General features: G+C 54.1%; 29 protein-coding genes, 1 other RNA gene and 1 other annotated feature. Of the genes, 13 read left to right on the forward strand and 17 right to left on the reverse strand.

Features of this window, described 5'->3' with window-relative positions; all coding sequences use genetic code 11:
• Positions 1-53 precede the first annotated feature (53 nt).
• From recR to LK04_RS13820, 5 genes are all read right to left on the reverse strand, one after another.
• Positions 54-659, reverse strand: a complete 606-nt coding sequence (gene recR / locus LK04_RS13800; protein ID WP_039330098.1) for a recombination mediator RecR — start codon at positions 657-659, stop codon at positions 54-56.
• On the reverse strand, positions 659-988 hold the full coding sequence (locus LK04_RS13805; RefSeq protein ID WP_031377860.1) for a YbaB/EbfC family nucleoid-associated protein: 330 nt from the start codon (positions 986-988) through the stop codon (positions 659-661). Before LK04_RS13805 ends, recR begins: the two co-directional genes overlap by 1 nt.
• A gap of 52 nt (positions 989-1,040) precedes the next feature.
• On the reverse strand, positions 1,041-3,020 hold the full coding sequence (gene dnaX / locus LK04_RS13810) for a DNA polymerase III subunit gamma/tau (RefSeq protein ID WP_039330097.1): 1,980 nt from the start codon (positions 3,018-3,020) through the stop codon (positions 1,041-1,043).
• Positions 1,638-1,699, reverse strand: a sequence feature (DnaX frameshifting element). Its footprint overlaps the gene before it by 62 nt.
• Positions 3,021-3,304: 284 nt before the next feature.
• The gene (apt, locus tag LK04_RS13815) at positions 3,305-3,856 is read right to left on the reverse strand and encodes an adenine phosphoribosyltransferase (RefSeq protein WP_039330096.1); all 552 of its coding nucleotides are present in this window, start codon (positions 3,854-3,856) and stop codon (positions 3,305-3,307) included.
• Positions 3,857-4,009: 153 nt separating this feature from the next.
• Positions 4,010-4,390 carry a DUF454 family protein gene (locus LK04_RS13820; RefSeq protein WP_039330095.1) on the reverse strand — a complete coding sequence of 127 codons (381 nt, stop codon included), beginning with the start codon at positions 4,388-4,390 and terminating at the stop codon, positions 4,010-4,012.
• 57 nt (positions 4,391-4,447) lie between these two features.
• Here LK04_RS13820 and priC point away from each other — a divergent pair, with 57 nt between their 5' ends.
• Genes priC through rsmS form a run of 3 tightly spaced genes read left to right on the forward strand, consistent with a single transcriptional unit; the run spans position 4,448 to position 5,415 of the window.
• Positions 4,448-4,960, forward strand: a complete 513-nt coding sequence (gene priC, locus LK04_RS13825) for a primosomal replication protein PriC (protein WP_039330094.1) — start codon at positions 4,448-4,450, stop codon at positions 4,958-4,960.
• A 51-nt stretch (positions 4,961-5,011) separates the two neighbouring features.
• On the forward strand, positions 5,012-5,257 hold the full coding sequence (locus tag LK04_RS13830; protein ID WP_039330093.1) for a GlsB/YeaQ/YmgE family stress response membrane protein: 246 nt from the start codon (positions 5,012-5,014) through the stop codon (positions 5,255-5,257).
• An 8-nt stretch (positions 5,258-5,265) separates the two neighbouring features.
• The gene (gene rsmS, locus LK04_RS20175) at positions 5,266-5,415 is read left to right on the forward strand and encodes a pleiotropic regulatory protein RsmS (RefSeq protein ID WP_064511454.1); all 150 of its coding nucleotides are present in this window, start codon (positions 5,266-5,268) and stop codon (positions 5,413-5,415) included.
• 57 nt (positions 5,416-5,472) lie between these two features.
• Here rsmS and acrR read toward each other — a convergent pair whose 3' ends face one another.
• Positions 5,473-6,111 carry a multidrug efflux transporter transcriptional repressor AcrR gene (gene acrR, locus LK04_RS13835; protein ID WP_039330092.1) on the reverse strand — a complete coding sequence of 213 codons (639 nt, stop codon included), beginning with the start codon at positions 6,109-6,111 and terminating at the stop codon, positions 5,473-5,475.
• A 142-nt stretch (positions 6,112-6,253) separates the two neighbouring features.
• Here acrR and LK04_RS13840 point away from each other — a divergent pair, with 142 nt between their 5' ends.
• From LK04_RS13840 to ykgO, 4 genes are all read left to right on the forward strand, one after another.
• Positions 6,254-7,444: an efflux RND transporter periplasmic adaptor subunit gene (locus tag LK04_RS13840; RefSeq protein ID WP_039330091.1), complete on the forward strand. Its 1,191-nt coding sequence runs from the start codon at positions 6,254-6,256 to the stop codon at positions 7,442-7,444.
• Positions 7,445-7,461: 17 nt separating this feature from the next.
• Positions 7,462-10,611 (forward strand): multidrug efflux RND transporter permease subunit AcrB, encoded by a 3,150-nt coding sequence (locus tag LK04_RS13845; RefSeq protein WP_039330090.1) that lies wholly within the window; start codon positions 7,462-7,464, stop codon positions 10,609-10,611.
• Between the two features lie 150 nt (positions 10,612-10,761).
• Complete coding sequence (locus LK04_RS13850; protein WP_039330089.1) at positions 10,762-11,019, forward strand: type B 50S ribosomal protein L31; 258 nt, start codon at positions 10,762-10,764, stop codon at positions 11,017-11,019.
• Between the two features lie 14 nt (positions 11,020-11,033).
• Positions 11,034-11,174 (forward strand): type B 50S ribosomal protein L36, encoded by a 141-nt coding sequence (gene ykgO, locus LK04_RS20180; RefSeq protein WP_008103894.1) that lies wholly within the window; start codon positions 11,034-11,036, stop codon positions 11,172-11,174.
• Between the two features lie 43 nt (positions 11,175-11,217).
• On the opposite strand, the gene LK04_RS13855 is transcribed toward ykgO, so the two are convergent.
• Genes LK04_RS13855 through LK04_RS13865 form a run of 3 tightly spaced genes read right to left on the reverse strand, consistent with a single transcriptional unit; the run spans position 11,218 to position 13,610 of the window.
• Positions 11,218-12,096: a metal ABC transporter substrate-binding protein gene (locus tag LK04_RS13855; protein WP_039330088.1), complete on the reverse strand. Its 879-nt coding sequence runs from the start codon at positions 12,094-12,096 to the stop codon at positions 11,218-11,220.
• Positions 12,097-12,117: 21 nt separating this feature from the next.
• Entirely contained in the window at positions 12,118-12,957 is an 840-nt protein-coding gene (locus tag LK04_RS13860) for a metal ABC transporter permease (protein ID WP_039330087.1), read from the reverse strand.
• Complete coding sequence (locus tag LK04_RS13865; RefSeq protein WP_039330086.1) at positions 12,954-13,610, reverse strand: metal ABC transporter ATP-binding protein; 657 nt, start codon at positions 13,608-13,610, stop codon at positions 12,954-12,956. Before LK04_RS13865 ends, LK04_RS13860 begins: the two co-directional genes overlap by 4 nt.
• Before the next feature lie 341 nt (positions 13,611-13,951).
• On the opposite strand from LK04_RS13865, the gene LK04_RS13870 reads away from it, so the two are divergent.
• The 3 genes from LK04_RS13870 to LK04_RS13880 all read left to right on the forward strand — a co-directional run bounded on the left by LK04_RS13870 (position 13,952) and on the right by LK04_RS13880 (position 15,072).
• The gene (locus LK04_RS13870) at positions 13,952-14,305 is read left to right on the forward strand and encodes a hypothetical protein (RefSeq protein ID WP_039330085.1); all 354 of its coding nucleotides are present in this window, start codon (positions 13,952-13,954) and stop codon (positions 14,303-14,305) included.
• A 146-nt stretch (positions 14,306-14,451) separates the two neighbouring features.
• On the forward strand, positions 14,452-14,829 hold the full coding sequence (tomB, locus tag LK04_RS13875; protein WP_021185827.1) for an Hha toxicity modulator TomB: 378 nt from the start codon (positions 14,452-14,454) through the stop codon (positions 14,827-14,829).
• A 24-nt stretch (positions 14,830-14,853) separates the two neighbouring features.
• The gene (locus tag LK04_RS13880; RefSeq protein WP_034828137.1) at positions 14,854-15,072 is read left to right on the forward strand and encodes an HHA domain-containing protein; all 219 of its coding nucleotides are present in this window, start codon (positions 14,854-14,856) and stop codon (positions 15,070-15,072) included.
• 129 nt (positions 15,073-15,201) lie between these two features.
• Here LK04_RS13880 and ffs read toward each other — a convergent pair.
• Positions 15,202-15,298: signal recognition particle sRNA small type (gene ffs / locus LK04_RS13885), an RNA gene on the reverse strand.
• Between the two features lie 177 nt (positions 15,299-15,475).
• Between ffs and LK04_RS13890 the strand changes: the two genes are divergently transcribed.
• Positions 15,476-15,787 carry an MGMT family protein gene (locus LK04_RS13890; protein WP_039330084.1) on the forward strand — a complete coding sequence of 104 codons (312 nt, stop codon included), beginning with the start codon at positions 15,476-15,478 and terminating at the stop codon, positions 15,785-15,787.
• 207 nt (positions 15,788-15,994) lie between these two features.
• Here LK04_RS13890 and LK04_RS13895 read toward each other — a convergent pair whose 3' ends face one another.
• Positions 15,995-16,552, reverse strand: coding sequence for a YbaY family lipoprotein (locus LK04_RS13895; protein ID WP_039330083.1), 558 nt, complete (start codon positions 16,550-16,552; stop codon positions 15,995-15,997).
• 205 nt (positions 16,553-16,757) lie between these two features.
• Here LK04_RS13895 and tesB point away from each other — a divergent pair, with 205 nt between their 5' ends.
• Positions 16,758-17,621, forward strand: a complete 864-nt coding sequence (tesB, locus tag LK04_RS13900; protein ID WP_039330082.1) for an acyl-CoA thioesterase II — start codon at positions 16,758-16,760, stop codon at positions 17,619-17,621.
• Between the two features lie 70 nt (positions 17,622-17,691).
• On the opposite strand, the gene amtB is transcribed toward tesB, so the two are convergent.
• From amtB to LK04_RS13925, 5 genes are all read right to left on the reverse strand, one after another.
• Positions 17,692-18,981, reverse strand: coding sequence for an ammonium transporter AmtB (gene amtB / locus LK04_RS13905; protein WP_039330081.1), 1,290 nt, complete (start codon positions 18,979-18,981; stop codon positions 17,692-17,694).
• 33 nt (positions 18,982-19,014) lie between these two features.
• A complete protein-coding gene (glnK, locus tag LK04_RS13910; protein ID WP_007886947.1) occupies positions 19,015-19,353 on the reverse strand; it encodes a P-II family nitrogen regulator in 339 nt (112 codons plus the stop codon).
• Between the two features lie 259 nt (positions 19,354-19,612).
• On the reverse strand, positions 19,613-21,388 hold the full coding sequence (locus tag LK04_RS13915) for a SmdB family multidrug efflux ABC transporter permease/ATP-binding protein (protein WP_039330076.1): 1,776 nt from the start codon (positions 21,386-21,388) through the stop codon (positions 19,613-19,615).
• Positions 21,381-23,150: a SmdA family multidrug ABC transporter permease/ATP-binding protein gene (locus LK04_RS13920; RefSeq protein WP_039330074.1), complete on the reverse strand. Its 1,770-nt coding sequence runs from the start codon at positions 23,148-23,150 to the stop codon at positions 21,381-21,383. Before LK04_RS13920 ends, LK04_RS13915 begins: the two co-directional genes overlap by 8 nt.
• 24 nt (positions 23,151-23,174) lie before the next feature.
• Positions 23,175-23,636 (reverse strand): Lrp/AsnC family transcriptional regulator, encoded by a 462-nt coding sequence (locus tag LK04_RS13925; protein ID WP_039330073.1) that lies wholly within the window; start codon positions 23,634-23,636, stop codon positions 23,175-23,177.
• 116 nt (positions 23,637-23,752) lie between these two features.
• On the opposite strand from LK04_RS13925, the gene LK04_RS13930 reads away from it, so the two are divergent.
• Positions 23,753-24,793, forward strand: a complete 1,041-nt coding sequence (locus LK04_RS13930) for a PLP-dependent cysteine synthase family protein (protein WP_039330072.1) — start codon at positions 23,753-23,755, stop codon at positions 24,791-24,793.
• Between the two features lie 151 nt (positions 24,794-24,944).
• Here the strand turns inward: LK04_RS13930 and cof are convergent, their stop codons facing one another.
• The gene (gene cof, locus LK04_RS13935) at positions 24,945-25,766 is read right to left on the reverse strand and encodes an HMP-PP phosphatase (protein ID WP_039330071.1); all 822 of its coding nucleotides are present in this window, start codon (positions 25,764-25,766) and stop codon (positions 24,945-24,947) included.
• Between the last annotated feature and the right edge of the window lie 66 nt (positions 25,767-25,832).

Here is a 25,832-nt window from a genome sequence, read left to right on the forward strand (position 1 = left end):
GGGGATGATGAGGAGAAATTCAAGCCGATGTCCGTGAAGACATCGGCAAGTGATTAGAATTTAATCTTGTGACGTCCGGCAAGCGAGTGCGACAGCGTGGTGCCATCGACCATTTCCAACTCACCGCCCACTGGCACACCGTGCGCGATGCGGCTGGCATCAACGCCATATTGTCCGCACAGTTCAGCGATGTAGTTAGCTGTGGCTTCCCCTTCCACCGTCGGGTTGGTGGCGAGGATGACTTCCGTCAGGGTTTCACGCTCCAGCCGCTGCTCCAGCCGATCCAGGCCAATGTCCTGCGGACCAATGCCATCCAAGGGTGACAAATGGCCCATCAGCACAAAGTAGCGGCCGCCAAACTGGCCGGTCTGCTCAATGGCGTGGATATCGGCAGGGCTTTCCACCACGCAAATCTGACCGTTTTGTTGACGACGAGGATTGGCGCAAATGGTGCAGATTTCCTGCTCGGTGAAGGTGCGGCAATCGGCGCAGTGGCCGATTTCCGACATGGCACGGGTCAACGCCTGCGCCAGACGCATGCCACCGCTACGATCGCGCTGCAACAGCTGAAAAGCCATGCGCTGCGCCGACTTCGGGCCAACGCCCGGCAGGCAGCGCAGTGACTCCATCAAAGATTCAAGCAGTGGACTGGTTTTCATCAGAACGGCATCTTGAAGCCAGGTGGCAGCTGCATGCCAGAAGAGACTGACGCCATCTTCTCTTTCTGCGTTTCGTCGATGCGACGTGCCGCATCGTTAAACGCAGCTGCGATCAAATCTTCCAGCATGTCTTTGTCATCTTCCAGCAAGCTAGGATCGACTTCGACACGGCGGCAGTTGTGTGCGCCATTGATGGTCACTTTCACCAAGCCAGCACCTGATTCACCGGTCACTTCCAGCGCGGCGATCTCTTCCTGAACTTTGGCCATTTTGTCTTGCATCTGCTGGGCCTGCTTCATCAGGTTGCCCAATCCGCCTTTACCAAACATAGTCTTCTCTCTCTGCTGGGGCTGCACGCAAACAAGCTGCGACAGCGGGTGTTCAAACGGGTCGAATACTCTCTTCATCCAGATCGGCATCGAAGAATCGACGCAGGGTCTGAATATGAGTATCGCTTTCGATCGACTGGCGCGCCTGCACCAGCTTCTCTTCATAAATGGCCTGACGCCATTCCAGTGGCGTCAATACCGCGGGATTATCGTCTTCAACGATGGTCAGTTCAACCGTTTGACCGGCTGACTGACTGAGCGCCTCGGCCAGCGCCTGCCTGGCAGACGCCGAATTCAGATGGCGCTGACTGCTGCGCAGATGCAGTGTGACGCTGGTTTCGCCCACTTCCTTCCACGCATTTAACGCCACTTGCTGCACCAGTTTGGGCAGCGTCAGTGCGGCAATTTCTGCTGCCCAGGCATCGCGCTGCTGGGCTTCTTCTGCCAGACGCAGCGCCAGCTCAGGCGTTTTCTCATGCTCCAGCGCGGAACGCAAGGCTTTTGGCGTGGCGATGGGTTCCGCCTTGACCTCTACAGTCTGCTGCGCTTTCCAGCGATACGCTTCCGGTTTAGCCGGGGTTTTCACTGCCGGTTCTGTAGCGCGCTGCTGCACACGTTCAGTGACACTGGCGAGACGTTCCAGCGCCGGATTCGCCGGCCGCGCGGAACGCGCTGCCGGCTCACTCTTTTTTGCTTTGCCGGCTCCCTGACGCAGCAGCTGCGTTCGCGCCTGAAGTAGCTGATTGGTGGAGTCAGACAAATGTTCGGGTGCCGGAGGCATATCCGGGTAGTCATCGGCCATGGGTGGCGCATCGTGCACAGGCGGTGCCATCTGCGGCTGTGCAGCAGGGGCGGCTTTCGCGGCCTGAGCCGATGGCGCAACGGGCGCTTGTGGCGCGGCCTGCGGAATCAAGCTGGGGCGGGCGACCGGTTCGGCAATGGTGGCCTGTGGGTGGAAAGCCAGCGCACGCAGCAGCGTCATCTCGACGCCTAAACGACGATCCGGCGCCAGCGGCAGGTCTTTACGTCCCATCAGCAGGGTCTGGTAATAGAGCTGAACATCGGCCGGCGGTAAGACGCGGGCTAAGTCGCGCAGGCGCTGTGCCTGATTAAGGTCATCTTCGCCCAGCGAACTGGGCAAAAGTTGCACCATCGCCACGCGGTGCAGCAGACGTAGCATCTCCACCAGCAGCGCTTCCCACTCCACGCCACGCGAGGCCGCCTGGTTCAGTAGCGCCATCACTTGCTCGCCCTGTCCATCGACTAAGGCTTCAATTAACGCCAGCGGCTGCTCATCATCCAGCGTGCCCAGCATCTGCGCCACGGTTTCACGCGTGACGCTGCCCTGCCCCATGGCAATCGCCTGGTCGGTCAGACTGAGCGCATCACGCATACTGCCGTCTGCAGCCCGCGCCAGCAGATGCAGTGCGCGCGGTTCGGCGGCAATCTGCTCCTGCTGCAACACGTGCGCCAACTGCTGCTGAATTTGTTCAACATCCAGCGCTTTCAGATGGAATTGCAGGCAGCGCGACAGAATAGTAACCGGCAGCTTTTGCGGATCGGTAGTCGCCAGCAGGAATTTAACGTGCGAAGGCGGCTCTTCCAGCGTTTTCAACAGTGCGTTGAAGCTGTGACGCGATAGCATGTGCACTTCATCGATCAGGTAAACCTTGAAACGCCCACGCGCCGGTGCGTACTGCACGTTATCCAGCAGATCGCGCGTGTCTTCGACTTTGGTGCGTGAAGCGGCGTCGATCTCAATCAGATCGACAAAACGACCCTGCTCGATTTCACGGCAGTTGTCGCATTGACCACAAGGCGTGGAGGTAATGCCGGTTTCGCAGTTAAGGCCTTTCGCCAGCAGACGCGCGATCGAGGTCTTCCCTACGCCGCGAGTACCGGAAAAGAGATAAGCATGATGGATTCGTCCCAGTGACAGCCCGTTGGCCAGCGCAGTCAGCACATGTTCCTGACCGACTACGTCAGCGAAAGCCTGGGGACGCCATTTTCGCGCAAGTACCTGATAGCTCATGTGGATTCAATCACTGGATTTTATTGAGTTGGCACAGCGGTGCGGCTAAGTGAACCGGGTTCCGCCACAGACAAAGGGGGAAAATGCAGCTTCGCAAAACCCTGTTTATATGGGCAGTAGTCTAACAGCCACAACAGGATATGCCTATACCCGACATACTTTGCGCTGAAGTCACATTGGCAAGGGCGTATCTTCGGTAGCGACGCGATTTATCGCGGGATGTACCACAGTGCGGGGTAAGGGAGCGCAATGAATGGCGCCGCTACAGGAGCGGCGCACGGGCCTTAGTGACCGGGGAAATTCACGAGGCTGAAGCAGTCGATACCCATCGCCGTCAGGCGTGCTTCACCGCTCAGATCGAACAAATTGATCACGAAGGCGGCATCTTTCACTTCACCACCGGCACGGCGGATCAGCTTAACCGTGGCTTCCAGCGTACCGCCGGTCGCCAGCAGATCGTCAACCACCAGCACCACATCACCTGGCTTGATCGCATCTTTATGCAACTCAAGCGCATCAGAGCCGTACTCCAGCTCATAGCTTTCACTGAAGGTCTCACGCGGCAGTTTGCCTGGCTTACGTACCGGCACAAAACCCACGCCTAAACCTAACGCGACAGGTGCACCAAACAGGAAGCCACGCGCTTCCGTACCCACCACTTTAGTGATGCCTTTGTCGCGATAGCGCTCAACCAGGATGGCGATCGACGCGGCATACGCCTGAGGGTCTTCCATCAAACTGGTGACGTCGCGGAACAGGATGCCCGGCTTAGGGTAGTCAGGAATGCTTTTGATGCTGTTTTTGATGAGTTCAAGCTGCTGAGCAGTTGCGGTCATAAGTGTTACGCCTGGAAAAATATCTAATACGCGTAGCTTCTGACAGCGCCAATACCCGGAGACCGGGTTAAGCGAAGACATTTAAACAGGGAAGCCACGCACGAAGATGCCCAAATCTATGCAAATACCCGGTTAAATGCAACCCTGACGCGCTTATTCGCGCGTGTCAGCATTTTCTGCCACTACCGGAATGCGCCACATAAACAGTAACAGCGCGCACAACATGACACCGAGCATAATCCGCACCCACAACATGTTGACGACATAGATAGAGACGGCAAAGGTGACGATAATCAGCAACATGGCGCGGCCTTTCGCGCCCGGCGGCATCGCGCGATGCTGTTGCCAGTGGCGAATGTAACGGCCAAACGGTGAGCGCCACAGCAGCCAGTGATGAAAGCGCGGCGAGGAACGGGCAAAACACCATGCCGCCAGCAACACAAATGGCGTGGTGGGCAGTAAAGGTAATACAATGCCCAGCATACCCAGCACAATCGCTAGCCAACCGAGGCTGATGAGTAAAATTCGCTGCATGCCTGATGCCTGATAAAGTCGGAACTGCGCTACGTTAACACAGTCGGAATCAGAGTGATGCCCCAACCGCCCGCACAACAGCGCTTACTTACCCTTGTCGATCAACTGCGCCAGCAGATTGCGCAGCAGCGCGATGGTGCATGCCGTCAGCCGCGTTTCGACGCACAGTTATTCCGGTGTAAAGGTACACGTTTAGCCGACTATCTTCTTGAGCTGGAACAAAATGTCGCGCAACTGTTCGCGGTGGACACTGATGTCGCCCGTCGCCAATGGCTGGCGGAGAAGGTGCTGGACCAGATTGCCGCGTTACAGCGTGAATGCCAAAGCCAACAGCTACGCACCTCACGAGAACGTCCACGCGTCGATCCGCGCCAGCAGAAGCGTGAAGAGTATCTGGGCTATGAAACCCGGCTGTTAGCGATGATTCAACAGCGCGAACAGCATCTGGCAAAAGCGGAGACGCTGAGCGTGCAGCAGCAACTGATCCGTGAAGTCGAAGTGCTGCACGAGCGTTTAGCGCGTTGTCGTTCGGCGCTACATAAACTGGAATTGTCATCCTCGACACGATAATCAGCGTCCGCTTTCCTCTATACTTTCCCCAACCATATAAGGAGGAAAATCATGACGCTTATCTTCTGGGTTGCGATTGGCATTGCCGCAGGCGGGTTAAAACGCATGATGTTTCCCGGTCGACCAGGCGGCTTTGTGCCGACGCTGGTGCTGGCGGTGATTGGCGCACTTATCGGTGGTTATATAGCGACTTACTTTACCACCGGCGATCTGGGCACCCTGCATCCTGCGGGCTTTGCTGTGGCGCTGATTGGGTCAATATTGATGCTGCTGGTGGCGGCAAAATTACGCATTTAGGAGAGAGAATGTCACTGGAAACAGCATCAGACGAGATCAAACTGGCGGTGGATTTAATTCAACTGCTGGAAGAGAACCAGGTGCCAACCGCTACCGTGCTGGCGGCTCTGGCGATTGTACAGCGTGATTATCAACAGAAGCTGGCAGCAGAAAATTAAGCGCGCCTGATCCGATGGCGGCCTGAAGGCCGTCGCGACGACACCGAATCCAGCCCATCAACGGGGAGTTGAAAGCGTTGAACTCAACCGCAGCATATCGATAAAGGCATCCACCAGCTGCGGCGCATCCGCAGCCAAATCAAATGCCTGCGGGTTGAACAGCCAGTTTTCCATCATGCCATTAATGTATCCGCACATCAGCCGAGCCGACTGCAGCGTATTCAGACCGGCCGGTAACTGCCCGACTTCAATACATTCACGTAGCACTAATTCAATTCGGTCGTAACACTCCAACAGTAAACTTTGACGCATATCCTGTAACGTCGACATTTCGCCAACAAATTCACATTTATGGAAGATAATCTCCATTAATGCGCGTCTTTGTGGATCCTTTGCTGTGGCTTCAAGGATATAGATCAACATCGAACGGATAACAGAAAGTGGATCGCCCGGGTATTTTGTCTGATACTCAAGTTCCACATCATCAAGCCCAGCGTCACAACGCAGCCAGATTTCATGCAAGAGATCGGCTTTATTTTTAAAATGCCAGTAAATAGCACCGCGCGTTACGCCGGCCGCTGTTGCGATATCTGCCAGGGATGTGGCAGCCACACCGTGTTCAGAGAAGTGTGCTAAAGCGGCATCCAGAATTTGATGCCGAGTTTCAAGTGCTTGCGCTTTGGTTTTTCGTGCCATAGAGGACTTTTTTTACAAACTGGCAAGTTTACATACATTTGTGAATGTATGTACCATAGCACGACCCGTGTTTTAACGCAGCAATGGGTTTATCGGTTTGTGATCCATTGATCATTTGATATCGGACACTAGAGGTTTATTTATGAATAAAAACAGAGGATTAGCCCCTCTGGCGGCCGTCCTGATGCTTTCAGGCAGCTTTGTGTTAACAGGATGTGATGATAATAAATCCCAGCAAGCCGCCCAGCAGCAGCCCCCAGAAGTGGGTGTTGTGACGTTAAAAAACGAGCCCTTGAAGATCACTACCGAATTGCCTGGCCGTACGTCGGCTTTCCGAGTGGCAGAAGTGCGCCCTCAGGTCTCAGGCATTATTCTGAAGCGTAATTTTGAGGAAGGTACGGATATCAAAGCAGGCGTTTCCCTGTATCAGATCGATCCCGCTACCTATCAGGCCGCTTACGACAGCGCGAAAGGCGATTTAGCACAGGCACAAGCCAATGCACACGTCGCGCAGTTGACCATCAAACGTTATAAGCCGCTGCTGGGTACCAAGTACATCAGCCAGCAGGATTATGACACCGCCGCCGCAACCGCTGCACAGACCGCCGCAGCTGTTCAGGCTGCACAAGCAAACGTTGAGACCGCGCGCATCAATCTGGCCTATACCAAAGTGACCTCGCCTATCAGCGGACGCATTGGTAAGTCTTCAGTCACTGAAGGTGCTTTAGTTTCCAGCGGACAAACCACCGCCCTGGCGACCGTGCAACAGCTTGATCCGATGTATGTCGATGTGACCCAATCCAGTGATGATTTCCTGCGTTTGCGCGCAGAACTGGAAGCCGGTCAGCTGAAACAGAATGACGGCAAAGCCAACGTCACGCTGCTGATGCAAAACGGTAGCGCATACACGCAGCCTGGCACATTGGAATTCTCTGATGTGACTGTGGATGAAACCACTGGCTCGATCACTCTGCGTGCCATCTTCCCGAACCCGGACCACCGCCTGCTGCCAGGGATGTTTGTGCGTGCGCGTCTGGATGAAGGTACCAACCCAAGCGCACTGCTGGTTCCGCAACAAGGTGTGACTCGCACCCCAACCGGTCAGGCAACAGCGATGGTCGTGGGTGCAGATAACAAAGTTGAAGTGCGTAATATTACGGCGAATCAGGCATTTGGTGACAAATGGCTGGTGACGGATGGCCTGAAAGAAGGCGATCGCGTGATCACCGTCGGTCTTCAGCGTGCCAAGCCAGGTGCGCAGGTGACACCACAAGAAGTCAAAGATGATGCCAAAGCAGCACCGGAAACACAGTCTGCTAAATCATCGTCCTAAACAGGAGCCACTGATACATGGCTAAGTTCTTTATTGATCGCCCCATTTTTGCCTGGGTGCTCGCCATCATCATCATGCTGGCGGGTACTTTAGCCATTATCAACTTGCCGATTGAGCAATATCCCAATGTTGCGCCACCGGCAGTTGAAATTCAGGCGACTTATCCGGGTGCGGATGCGAAAACGCTGCAGGATTCGGTAACCCAGGTTATCGAACAAAACATGAACGGCATCGATGGCCTGATGTACATGGCGTCGAGCAGTGACTCGTCAGGTACCCTGACGCTGACGTTGACGTTCCAGTCGGGCACTGATGCCGATATCGCGCAGGTTCAGGTGCAGAACAAACTGCAACTGGCGATGCCGTTACTGCCGCAAGAAGTTCAGCAACAGGGGATTCAGGTAAAAAAATCCTCTAGCAGCTTCTTGATGGTGGCCGGTTTTGTTAGCGATAACGACAACATGACGCAGAATGACATCTCTGACTATGTTGCCTCTAACATCAAAGACCCGATCAGCCGTACGCCTGGCGTCGGTGATACTCAGGTATTTGGTGCGCAATATGCGATGCGTATCTGGCTTGATCCGCACAAGCTGAATAACTATCAACTGACACCGGTTGATGTCATCAGTGCGTTGCAGACCCAGAACACCCAGATTGCTGCAGGCCAGTTAGGTGGTACGCCGCCGGTTCCGGGCCAGCAGTTGAACGCCTCGATCATTGCGCAGACACGTCTGACATCCACGGATGAGTTCGGTAATATCTTGCTGAAGGTTAATCAGGATGGCTCACAGGTGCGCCTGCGTGACGTCGCGAAGATCGAACTAGGTGGTGAAAACTACGAGATCATCGCACGTTACAACGGTAAACCCGCATCCGGTATCGGTATTAAGCTGGCCACCGGTGCTAACGCGCTGGATACCGCCAAAGCAGTGAAAGATGAGCTGGGTAAACTGCAGCCCTTCTTCCCTGCCGGTATGAAAACCGTTTATCCGTATGACACCACGCCATTTGTGAAGATCTCCATCTTTGAAGTGGTGAAAACGCTGTTTGAAGCAATCGTGCTGGTGTTCCTGGTGATGTATCTGTTCCTGCAGAACTTCCGCGCGACCTTGATTCCAACCATCGCCGTGCCGGTCGTTCTGTTGGGTACGTTTGCCATCATCAGCGCCTTCGGTTACTCGATAAACACCCTGACGATGTTCGGGATGGTGCTCGCCATCGGCTTGCTGGTGGATGATGCCATCGTGGTGGTCGAGAACGTTGAGCGCGTAATGGTCGAAGAGGGCTTACCGCCTAAAGAAGCCACCAAGCGTTCGATGGAGCAGATTCAGGGTGCATTGGTCGGTATCGCCTTGGTGCTGTCAGCGGTATTTATCCCGATGGCCTTCTTCGGCGGTTCAACCGGTGTTATCTATCGCCAGTTCTCAATCACTATCGTTTCGGCCATGGCGCTGTCAGTCCTGGTGGCGTTGATTCTGACGCCAGCACTCTGTGCCACCATGCTGAAACCGGTTAAGAAAGGCGATCACGGTAAAACCACCGGTTTCTTCGGCTGGTTTAACCGTCTGTTCGATAAGAGCACCAACCACTATGTTGATAGCGTAGGTCATATCGTTCGCAGCACCGGTCGCTATCTGGTGATCTATCTGGTGATCGTGGTCGGTATGGCGTACCTGTTCCTGAAACTGCCCACCTCGTTCCTGCCGGAAGAGGATCAGGGTCTGTTACTGGCACAGGCGCAGTTGCCTGCTGGTGCGACGCAGGAACGTACCCAGAAAGTGCTGGATCAGGTCACGGATTACTTCCTGAACAAAGAGAAAGACAGCGTTAACTCGGTGTTTACCGTTAACGGCTTCGGCTTTGCCGGTCGTGGTCAAAACACCGGTATTGCGTTCGTCAGCCTCAAGCCTTGGGATGAGCGTGGTGACGCCAGTCTGAAAGTGCCTGCGATTGCGGGACGTGCAATGAAAGCGCTGGGTCAGATTAAAGATGCGATGGTCTTCCCGTTCAACCTGCCAGCGATTATCGAACTGGGTAACGCCACCGGCTTCGACTTTATGCTGACTGACCAGGGTAACCTGGGGCACGAGAAGTTGACCGCCGCGCGTAACCAGTTGTTTGGCATGATTGCCCAACATCCGGATACGTTGGTGGGCGTGCGTCCGAACGGTATGGAAGATACCCCACAGTACAAACTGATTATCGATCAGGAAAAAGCACAGGCATTAGGTGTGTCGCTGTCTGACATCAACACCACGCTGGGCGCCGGTTGGGGTGGTTCTTACGTTAACGACTTTATCGACCGCGGTCGTGTGAAGAAAGTGTACGTGATGGGCCAAGCCGACTCGCGCATGCTGCCAGACGACATCAGCAAATGGTTCGTGCGCAACAGCTCAGGCACCATGGTGCCGTTCTCCGCCTTCTCTTCGGCGAAGTGGCAGTACGGTTCGCCACGTCTGGAGCGCTATAACGGCTTGCCATCAATGGAAATCCTCGGCCAGGCTGCACCAGGCAAGAGTTCCGGTGATGCCATGAACCTGATGGAAGAGCTGGCAGGTAAACTGCCTGCCGGAATTGGCTATGACTGGACCGGTATGTCCTATCAGGAACGTCTGTCCGGTAACCAGGCCCCTGCCCTGTATGCGATCTCGCTGATTGTGGTGTTCCTGTGTCTGGCGGCGCTGTATGAGAGCTGGTCGATTCCGTTCTCGGTTATGCTGGTGGTACCGCTCGGTGTGGTCGGTGCGTTGATCTTCACCACCTTGCGCGGACTCAGTAACGACGTCTACTTCGTGGTGGGGCTGTTAACCACTATCGGCTTGTCGGCGAAGAACGCCATCCTGATCGTTGAATTCGCTAAGGATTTGATGGAGAAGGAAGGGAAAGGATTGGTGGAGTCAACGCTGGAAGCCGCGCGTATGCGTCTGCGTCCAATTCTGATGACCTCACTTGCCTTTATCCTAGGTGTACTGCCGCTGGCGATCAGCACCGGTGCCGGTTCTGGCGCACAGAACGCCGTCGGTACCGGCGTAATGGGCGGTATGGTCACGGCAACAGCATTGGCCATCTTCTTCGTTCCGGTGTTCTTCGTGGTGGTGCGTCGCCGCTTCGGTAAGAACAAAGCGGATATCGAACAAGGCCATCCGGTCGAACACAAGCACTAAGTTTTAACCTGTTGAAAAGGCCGCGTAAGCGGCCTTTTTTATTGCTGCGCTCTCCTGCCTGATGAATACCCATACTGCAATCACGGTTGCAATCAATTCTCTGCAGGTTCATACTATTGTTATAGTATAACATTACATGAGACCGCAGTTATGAAACCGAATATCCATCCGCTTTACCGCCCTGTGGTGTTCCATGACACCTCGGTAGACGAGTACTTCAAAATCGGCTCCACCATTAAAACCGAACGCACCATTGAGTTCGAAGGTGAAGTGCTGCCTTACGTGACGCTGGATGTCTCATCCAAGTCGCACGTTCATTACACCGGTAAGCAGAAAGATCTCACCAAAGAGGGCAGCGCTGCACGCTTCAATAAGCGTTTTGGTAGCTTCCTGACGCGCGGCAACTAATCGGGGTTACATCCATGCAAGTATTAAGTTCATTACGGTCTGCCAAGACCCGCCACAAGGATTGCAAAGTCGTGCGCCGTAAAGGCCGCATTTACGTGATCTGCAAAACCAATCCGCGCTTTAAGGCGGTTCAGGGAAGAAAGAAAAAAAGGTAGGAAAGTGTCGTGATAATTGGCCGGGATGCTCCCCGGCCTTTTTTTACTTCATGCTTTTGGCAATGGTTTCAACGTTATGTTTGAACGCATCAACATAGGTTGCCGCTGGACCATTTGCTTCGGACAGCGCTTCTGGATACAGCTCACCACCCGGTTGTGCGCCAGTCTCACTGGCAATCTGTTTCACCAGACGTGGGTCAGTCTGATTCTCCATGAAGTAGGTATTGATGTGCTCTGCTTTCAACTGTTTGATGATCGAAGCCACATCGCTGGCGCTGGCTTCTGCTTCCGTTGAGAAACCAACCGGTGCCATAAAGCTCACGCCATAGCGCTGACCAAAGTATCCAAAGGCATCGTGGCTGGTCAGGACTTTACGTTTGCTTTTTGGTACGGAAGCAAACTCGCTTTTCGCCCAGCTATCCAGCTTCTGCAGCTGTTGAATATAGCTTTCACCACTTTTACGGATATCAGCCGCATCTTCTGGGTCGGCTTTAATCAGTGCGTTCATGACGTTGGTCGCGTAGATCACGCCATTCTGCATGCTGTTCCACGCGTGAGGATCGGTAACGGTTTTGCCGTCTTCTTCCATTTTGCGCGTGTTCACGCCGTTTGATGCCACGACGATGGTGCCTTTATAACCTGACGCGCTGATCAGACGATCCATCCAGCCTTCCATGCCGAGGCCACTGACAAACACCACGTTAGCTTTGGACAACGCCTGGCTGTCTTGCGGTGTCGGTTCAAAGGTATGCGGATCGCCGTTCGGGCCCACCAGTGACTTCACGTTGACATGTTCGCCACCCACCTGCTTGACGATATCTGCCAGCACGGTGAAACTCGCCACTACATCGACCGTTTTCGCCATGGTCAATGGGCTGATAAACAGGGTGCCAATGGCCAGGCTTAACGTTAACTTTTTCATTCATATCCCCTTATAGTTTGATTATCGGCGGCGCAGCAGGCCACCACATGGTCCTGTCAAAACAGAAAGCAAAAACAGTACGGCCGCACTCAGCACCACCGCGGGTCCGGCGGGCAGCGAGAAGTGCCAGGAAAGGATCAGTCCCACCAGCGCGGCGACCATCGCCAGCAGCATGGCGATACCGAGCATGCAGGCCAGATGACGACTCCAGAAACGGGCGCTGGTTGCGGGTAACATCATCAAGCCCACTGACATCAGCGTGCCGAGCACCTGAAAACCGGCCACAAGATTGAGCACCACCAGCATCAGAAAGATGCCGTGCACCACAGGCGCGCTCCACTTGCCCTGCGCGCGCAGGAAATCAGGATCGAAGGCGTCGATCACCAGCGGACGAAAAATCACGGCCAGCATCAGTAAGGTGAAAGCCGCAATACCTCCAACCAATAAGATGGCCGCGTTGTCGACCGCCAGCAGCGAACCAAACAGCACGTGCAGCAGATCGACGCTTGAGCCGCGCAGCGAAACCAGCGTGACGCCCAAGGCCAGCGAGCCGAGATAGAAGCCCGAGAAGCTGGCATCCTCTTTCAGCGGGGTATAGCGGCTGACGGCGCCAGAGAGCAGCGCCACCGCCAGGCCAGCAATCAGTCCACCGATGCCCATCGCCACCAGCGATAATCCAGACACCAGGTAGCCAATCGCCGCGCCGGGTAACACCGCATGGGATAGCGCATCCCCCACTAGACTCATGCGACGCAATGAAAGAAAGACGCCGAGCGGTGTGGCGCTCAGCGCTAAAGCCACACAGGCCACCAGGGCGCGGCGCATAAAACCAAATTCGATAAAGGGTTGAATCAAGGTCACGAAGCCACCCTACGCAGCAGTGGAGTTTGAGCGGAGGTTGCATCGTCGAGCGACAACACATCGTTAAAATGGCGCGCCACTAATGGGCGGTCGTGCAGCACCACCAGCAAGGTCGTGCCGAGTTTCTGTTGCTGTTCGAGGATGGACATCAGTAACGCCACGGTCTGCGTATCAATGCCATTAAAAGGCTCATCCAGCAGCCAGACTTTGCTCTGCTGCAACATCAAACGGGCGAACAGTACGCGCTGCAACTGACCGCCAGAAAGCGTCGAGGGCTGAGCATCGGCAAACTCACGCATCATCACCGCATCCAGCGCGGCATCGATTTCCAGGCGCAAAGCACGGTTGATGCCGCCGAACCAACCACAGCGCGGCCAGCAGCCCATCGCCACTAACTCATAGACGGTGAGAGGAAAACGCGTTTCTAATTCGCTGCGCTGCGGCAACCAACCCAATGCTTTGCGCGGAACCTGAACTTCACAGGTGCCAGCAACCGGCGGCAACAGACCCGCAATGGTTTTTAATAGCGTGGATTTTCCAGTGCCATTGGCACCCACCAGCGCCGTCATACTGCCCGCTGCCAGTTCGCCGGTCACCACCGGCGTCACGGCCTGACCTTGGTAGCCAGCCTGCAATCGGTTGAAATGCATCATTTTTGCATTCCCCAATAGATAGCTAAGGCTAAAAAGGCGATGAGCAGTAAGGCGACCATCAGGCGACCGCCGAGCGAGAAGAGTAGTCCGCTGTGATTCATGGGTGACAACCAAAATGTTATAACATAACAAACATCATATCCGATCGCCCCCTCGCTACGCCCGGTCGAAAGTGTTTCAAAAGTTAACCATTCCCCTGCTTGTCTGCGCTAATCCGTGGCCCTGAATTGATTAAGTGAAAAAACCCATCGCAACGATTGCGTATTCTGTTTATTGATGTATTGCAAAGTTGGCGCGGAACCCCAATGATAGAATCATGTTTCTTTTTTACTGGATGCAGAATGCAGTCTATTATTCATTGTAATATTGCTGTGGATGAGGACGATTGCGAGAAGTTACAGGCTATTATCCAGGGGAATATTCTCAAAATAGCCGAAGCACTGGCAGGTGATTTACAGTGGTATTCTCAAAATGCGCAATTAGTTCCTGGCAGTTTTAAGATTATTTCTATTCAACCGCATGACCAGAATCGATTTAAAATGCTTTACGATTTTTCGTGGGATTTATTTAATCCTTGCCTGGATTTAAAAGAAACCTCAACCCAACGTGAAGAAGTTTTGTTCCACATAGCGCCCGGCGCGCTGGTGTTTTCAGTGATTGACAATACGCGCCCCTCGCCTGCCGACGAATTGTAATATTTGGTAATTGAGGTGAGCAAAACTAATGAATGTGGATTATATTTAAGGAGTCGCTGAATTCATTTTATTCGTGATCGCTTCCTGATAGCTTTTCCAAATCTCGCCGCGCTGCGGTAACTGTGCAAGCTCTGGAGGGGAAAAAGATGGACGAATACTCACCAAAACGGCATGATATTGCCCAGCTTAAATTCCTGTGTGAGAACCTGTTTGACGAAAGTATGGCGACCCTAACCGACAGCCACCACGGCTGGGTTAATGATCCTACTTCGGAGAGCAATTTACAGCTCAACGATTTGATTGAGCATATCGCGTCTTTCACGATGAATTACAAAATTAAGCACGTTGAAGATGAAGCGCTGATTACGCAAATCGATGAATATCTTGACGATACCTTTATGCTGTTTAGTAGTTATGGAATCAATACTCAGGATCTTCAACGGTGGCAACGTTCAGCAAGACGCTTATTTAATCTGTTTGCCGAAGAGTGCGCTTTTCTCCAACAACCCAGCCATTCCTTTTAGCATCAGAGTGAGACCGGTTTATTTATGAGCAACCAAGCCTTAACCAAAACAGATTATTTGATGCGACTTCGCCGTTGTCGCTCAATCGACACCCTCGAACGGGTGATCGAAAAAAACAAGTACGAATTATCTGACAATGAACTCGCGGTATTTTATTCAGCAGCCGATCATCGTTTAGCCGAGCTGACCATGAATAAGCTTTACGATAAAGTGCCGGTCTCTGTCTGGAAGTTCGTCCGCTAACGCTTTACTGCCACTCGTTACATTACGCTTTCGTTTTATTCAGGAAGAGATCCCCAGGCAAAGGAGTGCCAGCGTGATGCTGTGCGCTGTAATTGTTGGGATTTTTTTGGGGAGTAGAAATGGTGGAGGCCCTGCCAGCTACATCCCGGCACACGCGTCGCCTGCTGCGGCTGCTTCCTTCCGGACCTGACCGAGTTCACAAGTTAGCGTTGCGGGAGAACCAACAGGGCCCCCATTGACGAGCCCTCATTTCGAGAGCGCAGGCATTATCAAGTAAGCCCCCGGCAATTGCAAGCGCAGGCCGGGTGACCGTTGTTTTCTTGAACAACCGCGCAGTAATACTCCAGCTTTCCTCTCCTTGTGCGTGATAAAGTCAGCCTTTCCTCGCTTAACAGGTATGCGCATGAGCGATACAAGCAATTTTTCTGAACGCGTCTGGCAAATCATCGCCGCAATTCCTGAAGGCAAAGTCGCGACTTATGGGGATATCGCGCTATTGGCAGGTTCCCCGCGTGCCGCACGACAAGTCGGAGGCGTGCTCCGCCGTTTGCCCAAGGGCAGCAAATTGCCCTGGTTCCGGGTGATTAATCGCTACGGCCGTATTTCCCTGCAGGGCGATGATTTGTTCCGTCAACGTGATGCATTAGAAGCCGAAGGCATTGAAGTCAGCGATGCGGGTGAAATCGAGCTGGGTAAGTATCGTTGGAAGTATTAAGCGTAGCGGTGCAATATGCGACACCCATGTCCGCAGGCGTTGCGAAATTGATTCGACCGCGCGCACAATTTTCGAAGTGCGGGCAGGCAACACTGTGGAGTAAAGCGTCACACGCCATGGATGGCGTGTGCCGAGCGATCAGGGACGAGACAGCGTCTTTACGTAACAGTGTTGCCTGTCCGCACACTCTCACGTCCCCATCAGTTTTTACATACTGGTTGGCGCAGGCACCGATGCTGAAGGCACCACCTGCGTCGGCGACGTGGATGGCACTGTGGTTGCCGCGCCAGGCTGCGTCTGCATCGCCATATTGGTCACTGGCACCAGCAACAGCTCTGCTTTAGTCCCGCCCTGATTAATCACCGGCTTCACGGTGTCCGTGATAAATGCCAGCTTGCCGTCAATGGCGATGGCCGCACTCAGCAGAATGCGTGCGTTCGGCTGAATATCTGCCGGATTAAATGGCAGCACGAACTGGAATGGCGCCTGTTTCCCCTCAGTACGCACCACATGCTGTGCCAACACTTTCGATGGCGCGTCAGCCAGTGATGCATCAGACAGCGTCACCGTCAGCACCGCATCCGGCGGCAGCGCAATACGTTGGCGAATATACACCGAACCACTAACGTTAGGCTGCGCAATGGCGGCCTGCTGTCCCGCAACGGCGGAGCCCAGTGTTGGGGTCGCTACTGGCTTACTGTGATCGGCACAGCCCGTGATTGCTGCAGCCAGGGTAATGCCGCTAATAACATGCCAGAGTTTCATCGATGTCGTCTCCTTGTGAACACTATGATTGTCGGCGCTAAATTTGTTGGGTAGCTTTTCAACCGCCGATTGACCTTAATTCTGGCACAAAAATCCGCATTGCGCCTAAATGCACCGCCAGCCCGCTGAAATCACGGCAAAATCATTGACGGAAACTGGTCGGATCTTTCAAACTGGCGCGATCGGGAATATTGAGGAATCGACTATGAGCCAGGCACTGCACAACCTGCTTAACTTACTAAATCTGGAAAAACTCGAAGAGGGTCTGTTCCGCGGCCAAAGTGAAGACCTCGGTCTACGCCAGGTGTTTGGCGGTCAGGTCGTCGGACAGGCGCTGTATGCGGCAAAACAAACCGTGCCAGAAGAACGCATCATCCACTCGTTCCACAGCTACTTCCTGCGCCCCGGTGACAGCCAGAAAGCCATCATCTATGACGTTGAAACCCTGCGTGACGGCAAAAGCTTCAGTGCGCGCCGTGTCAGCGCGGTGCAGAATGGCCACCCGATTTTCTACATGACCGCCTCATTCCAGGCACCAGAGCAGGGATTTGAGCATCAAAACACCATGCCGCAAGTGCCCGGACCGGATAACTTACCTTCTGAGCAAGATCTGGCGCAAAAACTTGCCGCACATTTGCCGCTTAAACTCAAAGAGAAGTTTCTTGCTGAGCGCCCACTGGATATTCGTCCGGTGCAAATTCACAATCCGTTAAAAGGCCGGGTCGATGAGCCGCTGCGTCAGGTGTGGGTTCGTGCCAATGGTCAGATGCCGAGTGATCAACGCATTCACCAATATGTGCTGGGTTATGCTTCCGATCTCAACTTCCTGCCGGTGGCGCTGCAACCGCATGGCAAAGGCTTCCTGGAACCGGATATGCAAGTGGCGACCATAGACCACTCTATGTGGTTCCATCGCCCCTTCGACCTCTCAGAATGGCTGCTGTACAGCGTGGTGAGCACCTCCGCATCCGGTGCGCGCGGTTTTGTGCGAGGGGAGTTCTATACGCAGGATGGCACCCTCGTCGCTACCACGGTGCAAGAGGGCGTGATGCGCCAACGTGAGGCATAAAAAAGGGGCGATATTATCGCCCCTTATGCTTTTTATTGTTTTAGCGCACTGCTCTTCAGCAGCCCGGCACTTACTGGTTGTAAGCGTTTTCGCCGTGGCTGTTCACATCCAGACCTTCACGTTCCTGATCTTCTGGAACACGCAGGCCAACAATCATATCTGCCAGTTTGAAGCCGATGAAGGCAACCACACCAGACCAGACGATGGTCACGCCGCAGCTGAACAGCTGTACCCAAACCTGATGGCCCATGGTCACGCCTTCAGCGTAGCCCACACCACCCAGTGAAGAGGAGGCGAACACACCGGTCAGGATACAACCCAGGATACCGCACACACCGTGTACACCGAACACATCGCATGGGTCATCCACACGCAGCCATTTTTTCAGGGTAGTTACGCCCCAGATACCTGCCAGGCCACCGGCCAGACCGATAATCAGCGCGCCGCCAACACCGACATAACCACAAGCTGGGGTGATAGCAACCAGACCCGCGATGAAACCAGAACACGCACCCAGCAGAGAAGGCTTGCCACGCATTGCCCACTCACCGAACACCCATGACAGCACCGCACCTGCAGTCGCTACAACGGTATTCAGGAAGGCCAGTGCAGCAATTTCGTTCGCTGAAGAGGCTGAACCGGCGTTGAAACCAAACCAGCCAACATACAGAATCGCTGTACCGGTGAAGACCATTGGCAGGTTGTGTGGTTTGAAGGCTTCTTTACCAAAGCCAGCACGTTTGCCCACCAGGTAAGCACCCACCAGACCGGCTACCGCGGCGTTGATGTGTACAACGGTACCGCCTGCGAAGTCCAGCGCACCATCTTGAGCCAGCAGACCGCCTGCCCAGACCATGTGTGCGATTGGCAGATAAGAGAGCGTCAGCCATACCACCACGAAAATCAGTACCGCAGAGAAGCGAATACGTTCTGCCAGTGCACCCACAATCAGGCCCACGGTAATACAGGCGAATGAAGCCTGGAACGCAACGTGGATATACTGATAGAAGCTACCCATCACCGCTTTCAGCTCGATATTTTTCAACATCGCCCACTGGAAGTTACCGAAGAAGGCGTTGCCTTCGCTGAAGGCCAGCGAATAACCGTAAATTACCCAGAGTACGCACACCAGTGAGAAAGTCACTGCGACCTGAGTCAGCATTGAAAGTACGTTCTTACCGCGAATTAAACCGCCGTAGAACAGGGCAATGCCCGGAATCGACATGAACAGCACCAGTGCGGTACAGATCATCATAAAGGCGTTATCCGCTTTGTCCGCAACGGCAGGTGCTGCCGCCATGGCCAGAGACGGTAACAGTGCCAGGCTGGTGAGGCCTAACTTAGTCATCAGTTTATTCATTTCTTTCCATCCCATCACAATTCAGAGCCCCAGTTACAGTGCTGCTTCGTCGGTCTCGCCGGTGCGAATACGAATAACGCGCTGCAGTTCTGCGACGAAGATTTTGCCGTCGCCAATTTTGCCGGTGTAAGCGGCTTTGCTGATGACATCCACCACTTCATCGAGTTGATCGTCCGCAATCGCGATATCAATTTTTACTTTTGGCAGGAAGTTCACGCTGTACTCGGCACCGCGGTAAAGCTCTGCGTGACCTTTCTGGCGACCAAAACCCTTCACTTCGGTAACAGTCAATCCCTGAATGCCAATGGAGGATAAGGCTTCACGCACGTCCTCCAGCTTAAATGGTTTGATTACCACGGTAACCAGCTTCATACGTTCCCCTCCGGATAATAAATTGAGTGAGTCTCGCGGACACGCAGAGATATAAGCAAACGCTGTGCCATAAATGAAAAAAGTGCGGAAGTCAGTGGCATAGAGGCGCTGGATAGCGCTTCGTTATGTGATGGGTAGCTCAATCTGGAGGATGGGGTAAAGAAAGGTGTTGCAATATTGCACTCCTTTGGTGCTTTCAGCCTCAAAGGAGTGCATCAATACAGAACAATCTGATAAATCTGCGCAAAAAAGGTGCAAATCACCCTTCAGCTTGTACGGGGATGCTCGCCGCGAGTTCATCACCCGCTTGTTGCAATTGATACATCTGCCAATAACGACCTTGTTGTGCCAGCAATTGCGCATGCGTACCGCGCTCGGCAACCTGGCCGCGATGCAGCACCAGGATTTGATCCGCTTCGGTAATGGTGGAGAGACGGTGCGCAATCACCACCAGCGTGCTGTGTTGACGCAGTGCACGCAAAGCATGCTGAATCGCCTGCTCGGTACCGGAATCAATGTTGGCGGTGGCTTCATCCAGAATCAAAATCTGTGGCAACGACACAAGCACGCGCGCCAGCGCCAGCAACTGTTTCTGTCCCACCGACAAATTATTGCCCTGCTCCCCTAAGCGCGTGTGAATGCCCTCTGACATTGCACGTGCTAAAGGGGCAAGCTGCACGGTTTCCAGCGCCTGCCACACCTGCTCTTCAGGAATATCGCGTCCCAAACGTACATTCGCCAACAGCGTATCAGCCAGAACCACCGGATCCTGTTGCACCATAGCGATACTTTGCCGCAGTGCCTCATGGGAGAGTTGCGGTAATGGGCGGCCATCCAGCTCAATACTGCCGCGCGTTACCGGGTAGTAGCCCATTAACAGATTCGCCAGGGTACTCTTACCGCTACCGGTATGCCCGACCAGGGCGATAAAGCCCCGCGCCGGTACGTCCAGATTAATATGGCTCAGCACATCGCGGTCATCACGGTAGGCAAAGCTGACATCGTGCAGCTTGATACGGCCTGAGGCCAGCGGCTGGTTATCGGCACCGTAACCTTGTTGTGCGGCATCCATCAGCTCAAAAATACGTTCACCGGACACCACCGCCTGCTGCAGCATCGACTGCTGCGTCGTCAGCTCGATCAGAGGTTCATTCAGGCGGCCAAGATAAGTAATAAAGGCGTAAAGCACCCCAACTTCAAACACGCCCGGCGTGGCAAAGCTAAACAGCATCAGCAACCCACACAGGATCATCGCTGAAAACAGGCTCAGCAGCGGACGCAGCAGGAAGCCATCCAGACGCAGCGTTTCCATGCGCGCCAGATAGTGCGAGCGGCTCGCCTCCCCCATGCGCTCGCCGAAGCGCGCCTGCTGGCGGAACTGCTGGATCACACTCATGCCGTTGATCACTTCATTGAAGCCGTTGTTGATGTCGGCGAGATAACTGCGCACCCGGCGCGCGATCGGCGTACTGTAGCGCTGGTAGATCAGCATCACCGTTAACACCAGCGGGAAGATCACGATCGCTACCAACGCCATGCGCCAGTCGAGTGAGAACATCGCCACCAGCATTGCACCAATTAACGCGGCACTGCGTAAAACAGTTGCCACCACCGTGACGTAGAGATCTTTGATCACTTCGGTATCGTTGGTGACGCGGGAAATGATTTGCCCCACTGGTTGGGTATCAAAGGCGCTTAAGGGCTGACGCAGTGCAGCGTTCATCACATCGACGCGCAGTTGTTGCACCACGCCAATCGCGGCACGGTTAAACAGCAGCGCCTGAAAATAGTGTAAGCCCGCCGCCAGCAGTTGCAGCAACACAAAGCACACCAACAAGCCAATGGCGATGGCCCACGGCATCTGATGTTTCGCCACCAGATTATCAATGAAATAACTCACCAATACCGGGCCGGTGACTTCGGCGGCAGCGGCAATCCACAGCATGCCGACCGCTAACCACAGGGATTTTCGCCAGGGTTTGCCGTAAGCCAACAGGCGTTTGAGCGTTGGCCACAAACGAGGTGATTTAGCCATGATTTGATCCCTCCGCCACATCGTCCTCATCCAGTGCCGCTTCCAGTTGCTGATAGCGGTACATATCGCGATACCAGCCCTCTTTGCTCACCAGGCTGTCGTGATCGCCACGCTGTGCAACAGCTCCCTGCTGCAGCACCAGAATCTCACTGGCTTCGGTCAGTGCCGACAAACGGTGCGCACTGATAATCAACGTGCGGCCTTTGCCCCACTGCCGCAGGTTATGCAAGATTTCATGCTCGGTGCGGCCATCAACGGCAGAGAGTGCATCGTCCAGAATCAGGATCTCGGCATTCAGCAGCAGCGCGCGCGCAATCGCAATACGCTGTTTTTGGCCGCCGGAGAGCATCACTCCGCGCTCACCGACTTCGGTGTCGTAACCTTGCGGCAGGCGCAGAATGTCATCATGCACACAGGCCATCTGCGCCACGTACTCGATCTCTTGCTGGGTGGCATTAGGTCGGCCCAGTGCCAAATTGTTCGCCACCGTATCGGAGAACAGAAACGGTGTCTGGCTCACTACCGCTAACTTGCTACGCCAGCTGTCGAGCCGTAGCTGGTTCAGTGGCAGGTTGTGATAGCGAATATCGCCCTGGTCGATATCAAAGTGGCGCTGAATCAGGCTCAGCAGCGTACTTTTACCGCAGCCGGTTGGGCCACACAGCCCTAACATTTGTCCCGGCTTCAGTTGGAAATTGAGGTGGCTCAGCACCGCGCCAGAACTGGCGGGATAGCGAAACTCACGAATGGCGACCTGCATCACACCCGGTTCAGCGGGCAAGACTTTTTGCCCGTCTTCCACCGCTGGGGCTTCCGCCAGCAGTGCGCGGATACGACTCCACGCGGCGCTCCCGCGCTCGACAATATTGATCATCCACGCCAGCGCCAGCATCGGCCAAATCATCAGCCCCAGATACATCACAAAACTGGTGAGCTGGCCCAGCGTCAGGCTGCCATGCCACACCATCCATCCACCGCCCGCGATAGCCAGCAGATTAGAGAAGCCCACCGCGATATAGATGATCGGATCAAAGCGCGCATCAACACGCGCCACATGCAGATTTTTCTTGCCGGTGTCGCTGGCAATATCAGCAAACTGCTGCGACTGATGATCTTCCAGACCAAAGGCTTTGATCATGCGAATGCTGGTGAGGCTTTCCTGAGTTTGATCGTTGAGGCTGGAGAAGGCTGCCTGCGCGACTTTAAAACGCTGATGCAGGCGCGATCCATCTTTCTGGATCGCTATCGCCATAATCGGCATTGGGATCAGCGCCAGCAGTGTCAGCTCCCAGCTGATCTGGGTGCTCATCACCGCCAGCACCACCAACCCCATTACCAGCGAATCCACTAGCGTCAACACGCCCTCGCCTGCCGCGAATACCACACGGTCAACATCGTTGGTGGCACGAGCAATCAGATCGCCGGTCCGGTGGCGCAAATAGAAGGCTGGATGCTGGCGACTTAACTGGCGATAGAAGTCTTCGCGCAGTTCTACTGCCAGTTGATAAGAAGCGCCGAACAGCAGCACGCGCCAGACATAGCGCAGCAGATAGACAATAACCGCAGTGGCCAGCATCACGCCGATCCACATGAAAATTTTACCGCTGCTTAAGGTATGTTGCGTCACGCCGTCAACAATCACCCCTACCACATGCGGTGGTAAGAGTTGCAGCAGTGCAATGACAATCAGCAAGCTGACGGCACCCAGATATCGCCGCCACTCGCGTAGAAAATACCAACTTAATTGGCTAAATAATCGCACAAGAAACTCTCTTTCTCTGCCCGATCAGGGCGCTACCGGCAAGGCGGTGGTATATTTTATCTCTTCCATGGCGAAGCTTGAGGTCACATCAATCAGGCCAGGTACGCCATTCACCAGACGTTTATAAAACGCATCATAGCTTTTCATATCAGCCACCTGGATGCGCAACAGGTAATCGTATTCTCCCGCCATACGATAAAACGCCATAACCTCTGGCATTTGCTGAACCACGGCGACAAACTGATGAAACCATTCGCTGCTGTGCTGCTGCGTCTTCACAAACATAAAGGCGGTGAGAGACAGCCCAATCTTTTCGCCGTCGAGCAATGCCACTCGCGCACGAATAATGCCATCATCTTCCAGCTTTTTCAGGCGTTTCCAGCACGGCGTGGTCGTAAGATTCACGGCATCCGCCAGCGACTGCAGCGATAACGTACAATCCTGTTGCAGCATCGCCAGCAGCGTACGGTCAGTTTTATCTAGCATTCGGCGCTCCGGGAGAAAATTTTTCTCTTATCGAGCCATTATAACCCGATTAAAGCAACCTAATTTTCCTGCCTGTGCCTTACACTGTGCACAATAATTATTCTGGATAATGTCACATGCAAACGCCTTGGGTTCGCCACGCCATCAATGAAATTAATGCCGATTTTCAACGTTCTGCGGATACCCATCTCATTCGCTTTACGCTGGAAGCGTATCCCGGCATTCGCTTCTATCTTAAAGATGAAAGTACTCATCCCAGTGGCAGCTTGAAACACCGCCTGGCACGCTCGCTGTTTTTGTATGGCCTGGCTAACGGCTGGATCAAGGAAAATACCCCGATCATTGAGGCTTCATCCGGCAGTACTGCGGTGTCAGAAGCTTATTTCGCCCGCCTGCTGGGCTTGCCGTTTATCGCCGTGATGCCCGCCAGTACCGCTAAGCGCAAAATTGAGCTGATCCGCTTTTACGGCGGTGAATGCCATTTCGTGGCCGATCCTTGCCAGTTATATAGCGAGTCAGAACGTCTGGCGCGAGAGCTGAACGGCCACTTTATGGATCAGTTCACCTATGCTGAACGCGCTACAGACTGGCGCGGTAACAACAACATCGCAGAAAGTATCTTTCGCCAGATGGCGCATGAGCCCCACCCCGTTCCGCATACGGTGATCATGAGCGCGGGCACTGGCGGCACCTCCGCAACGCTGGGCCGTTACATCCGTTATCAGGGCCACGATACGCGTCTGCTGGTGGTTGATCCTGAACACTCGGTATTTTTTGACTACTGGCACAGTCGTGACAGCGCTCTACGCAGCGACCGCGGTAGCCTGATTGAGGGCATAGGTCGCCCGCGTGTGGAACCGTCATTTTTGCCCGATGTGATCGACGAGATGATAAAAGTGCCCGATGGCGCAACGGTGGCGGCAATGCTGCAACTGGAGAAAATTCTGGGGCGTCGCCCAGGGGCTTCCACGGGCACTAATTTCTGGGGCATGCTGCAGGTCGCGCAACGTATGCGGGATAAGGGCCAACAGGGTTCACTGGTTACGCTGCTGTGTGACAGCGGCGAGCGCTATCCGGATACCTATTACAATCCGGAGTGGGTGGCACAAAACGTGGGCGACATTCAACCGTGGCTGCGTGAAATATCCCCTAAATAATTCGGATTTCAGAAAGGCGGCAAACGAGAGCATCCCGATGAGCTTACTGAAGTAAGTGATTCGGGTAAACGAGTGAAGCCAACGCATCTGCAATTCGAAGTATGACGGGGATAATAAAAAACCGGACATCCTGTCCGGTTCACTGTAAACCTCAGCATTCGGGGGAATAATCGAGGTGTGGTGTGGTCATCCAGTGATTTAAGTAGTGAGACACCGCCTGTGTCTCGCAATGTCCAATAATCGGTAAATGGGGCAACGATGTTTTGAGCTGATTCATGGCATTGCCCATAATGAATCCTTTACCCACTCGTTCCAGCATTTCACGATCGTTCATGGCATCACCAAACGCCATGCAATCCGCCATCGACAGCGATAAATGCTGGCACAAATGAGCCAGCGCGGCACCTTTGTGGCAATCCAGCGGCAGCACTTCGAGGCAATCCCACGCCGAGAAACAGATATTCGCGCGCTCGCCCAGCGCATCCTGCAATTCCACTTTTAGCGCCAGCAGTTCCTCATGCGGTGCGATAAAGCAAACTTTGGTGACTTCATGCGCCGACATCTGGCGTAAATCACGCAGTTGATAGTGGAAGCCACTCATCACGTGCGCAGCTCTCACAGAAGGTAACGGCTTATCGGTAAACCAGCCCTCATCGTTAAAGATGTGAATTGAGGCAGGCGTTTGCCAGTGGGTGTGAATCACCTCTTCTGCCAACGATGGCGGCAGATCGCAGCCAAATAATTGTTGCCCATCCAGATCGTGAATACGTGTACCGTTGCCGCTGATTAGCCAGGCGGGCAAGGTGATTTGTTCACGCACAACCTGCACATCCATCAAATGACGGCCAGTAGCAAAAGCAATGGTGACATCACGCTGATGCAGGGTATGCAGGGTGTCGATCGTTTCTTTACCTAACCGGTGCGTTGGCAGCAACAACGTGCCATCCATATCAAATGCTGCGAGGCGGGCCATGCGGATTCTCCAGTCTGAATAAGGGTTCCACTATCGCCTGGTAATTACGGAACTAATAGTGAATAC

The sequence above is a fragment of the Pantoea vagans genome (assembly GCF_001506165.1).
In the GTDB taxonomy this organism is placed as follows: domain Bacteria; phylum Pseudomonadota; class Gammaproteobacteria; order Enterobacterales; family Enterobacteriaceae; genus Pantoea; species Pantoea vagans_C.

Coding starts and splice junctions, on each gene's coding strand:
- recR (WP_039330098.1), bottom strand. CDS start 659: ATGAAAACCAGTCCACTGCTTGAATCTTTGATGGAGTCACTGCGCTGC.
- LK04_RS13805 (WP_031377860.1), bottom strand. CDS start 988: ATGTTTGGTAAAGGCGGATTGGGCAACCTGATGAAGCAGGCCCAGCAG.
- dnaX (WP_039330097.1), bottom strand. CDS start 3,020: ATGAGCTATCAGGTACTTGCGCGAAAATGGCGTCCCCAGGCTTTCGCT.
- apt (WP_039330096.1), bottom strand. CDS start 3,856: ATGACCGCAACTGCTCAGCAGCTTGAACTCATCAAAAACAGCATCAAA.
- LK04_RS13820 (WP_039330095.1), bottom strand. CDS start 4,390: ATGCAGCGAATTTTACTCATCAGCCTCGGTTGGCTAGCGATTGTGCTG.
- priC (WP_039330094.1), top strand. CDS start 4,448: ATGCCCCAACCGCCCGCACAACAGCGCTTACTTACCCTTGTCGATCAA.
- LK04_RS13830 (WP_039330093.1), top strand. CDS start 5,012: ATGACGCTTATCTTCTGGGTTGCGATTGGCATTGCCGCAGGCGGGTTA.
- rsmS (WP_064511454.1), top strand. CDS start 5,266: ATGTCACTGGAAACAGCATCAGACGAGATCAAACTGGCGGTGGATTTA.
- acrR (WP_039330092.1), bottom strand. CDS start 6,111: ATGGCACGAAAAACCAAAGCGCAAGCACTTGAAACTCGGCATCAAATT.
- LK04_RS13840 (WP_039330091.1), top strand. CDS start 6,254: ATGAATAAAAACAGAGGATTAGCCCCTCTGGCGGCCGTCCTGATGCTT.
- LK04_RS13845 (WP_039330090.1), top strand. CDS start 7,462: ATGGCTAAGTTCTTTATTGATCGCCCCATTTTTGCCTGGGTGCTCGCC.
- LK04_RS13850 (WP_039330089.1), top strand. CDS start 10,762: ATGAAACCGAATATCCATCCGCTTTACCGCCCTGTGGTGTTCCATGAC.
- ykgO (WP_008103894.1), top strand. CDS start 11,034: ATGCAAGTATTAAGTTCATTACGGTCTGCCAAGACCCGCCACAAGGAT.
- LK04_RS13855 (WP_039330088.1), bottom strand. CDS start 12,096: ATGAAAAAGTTAACGTTAAGCCTGGCCATTGGCACCCTGTTTATCAGC.
- LK04_RS13865 (WP_039330086.1), bottom strand. CDS start 13,610: ATGATGCATTTCAACCGATTGCAGGCTGGCTACCAAGGTCAGGCCGTG.
- LK04_RS13870 (WP_039330085.1), top strand. CDS start 13,952: ATGCAGTCTATTATTCATTGTAATATTGCTGTGGATGAGGACGATTGC.
- tomB (WP_021185827.1), top strand. CDS start 14,452: ATGGACGAATACTCACCAAAACGGCATGATATTGCCCAGCTTAAATTC.
- LK04_RS13880 (WP_034828137.1), top strand. CDS start 14,854: ATGAGCAACCAAGCCTTAACCAAAACAGATTATTTGATGCGACTTCGC.
- LK04_RS13890 (WP_039330084.1), top strand. CDS start 15,476: ATGAGCGATACAAGCAATTTTTCTGAACGCGTCTGGCAAATCATCGCC.
- LK04_RS13895 (WP_039330083.1), bottom strand. CDS start 16,552: ATGAAACTCTGGCATGTTATTAGCGGCATTACCCTGGCTGCAGCAATC.
- tesB (WP_039330082.1), top strand. CDS start 16,758: ATGAGCCAGGCACTGCACAACCTGCTTAACTTACTAAATCTGGAAAAA.
- amtB (WP_039330081.1), bottom strand. CDS start 18,981: ATGAATAAACTGATGACTAAGTTAGGCCTCACCAGCCTGGCACTGTTA.
- glnK (WP_007886947.1), bottom strand. CDS start 19,353: ATGAAGCTGGTTACCGTGGTAATCAAACCATTTAAGCTGGAGGACGTG.
- LK04_RS13915 (WP_039330076.1), bottom strand. CDS start 21,388: ATGGCTAAATCACCTCGTTTGTGGCCAACGCTCAAACGCCTGTTGGCT.
- LK04_RS13925 (WP_039330073.1), bottom strand. CDS start 23,636: ATGCTAGATAAAACTGACCGTACGCTGCTGGCGATGCTGCAACAGGAT.
- LK04_RS13930 (WP_039330072.1), top strand. CDS start 23,753: ATGCAAACGCCTTGGGTTCGCCACGCCATCAATGAAATTAATGCCGAT.
- cof (WP_039330071.1), bottom strand. CDS start 25,766: ATGGCCCGCCTCGCAGCATTTGATATGGATGGCACGTTGTTGCTGCCA.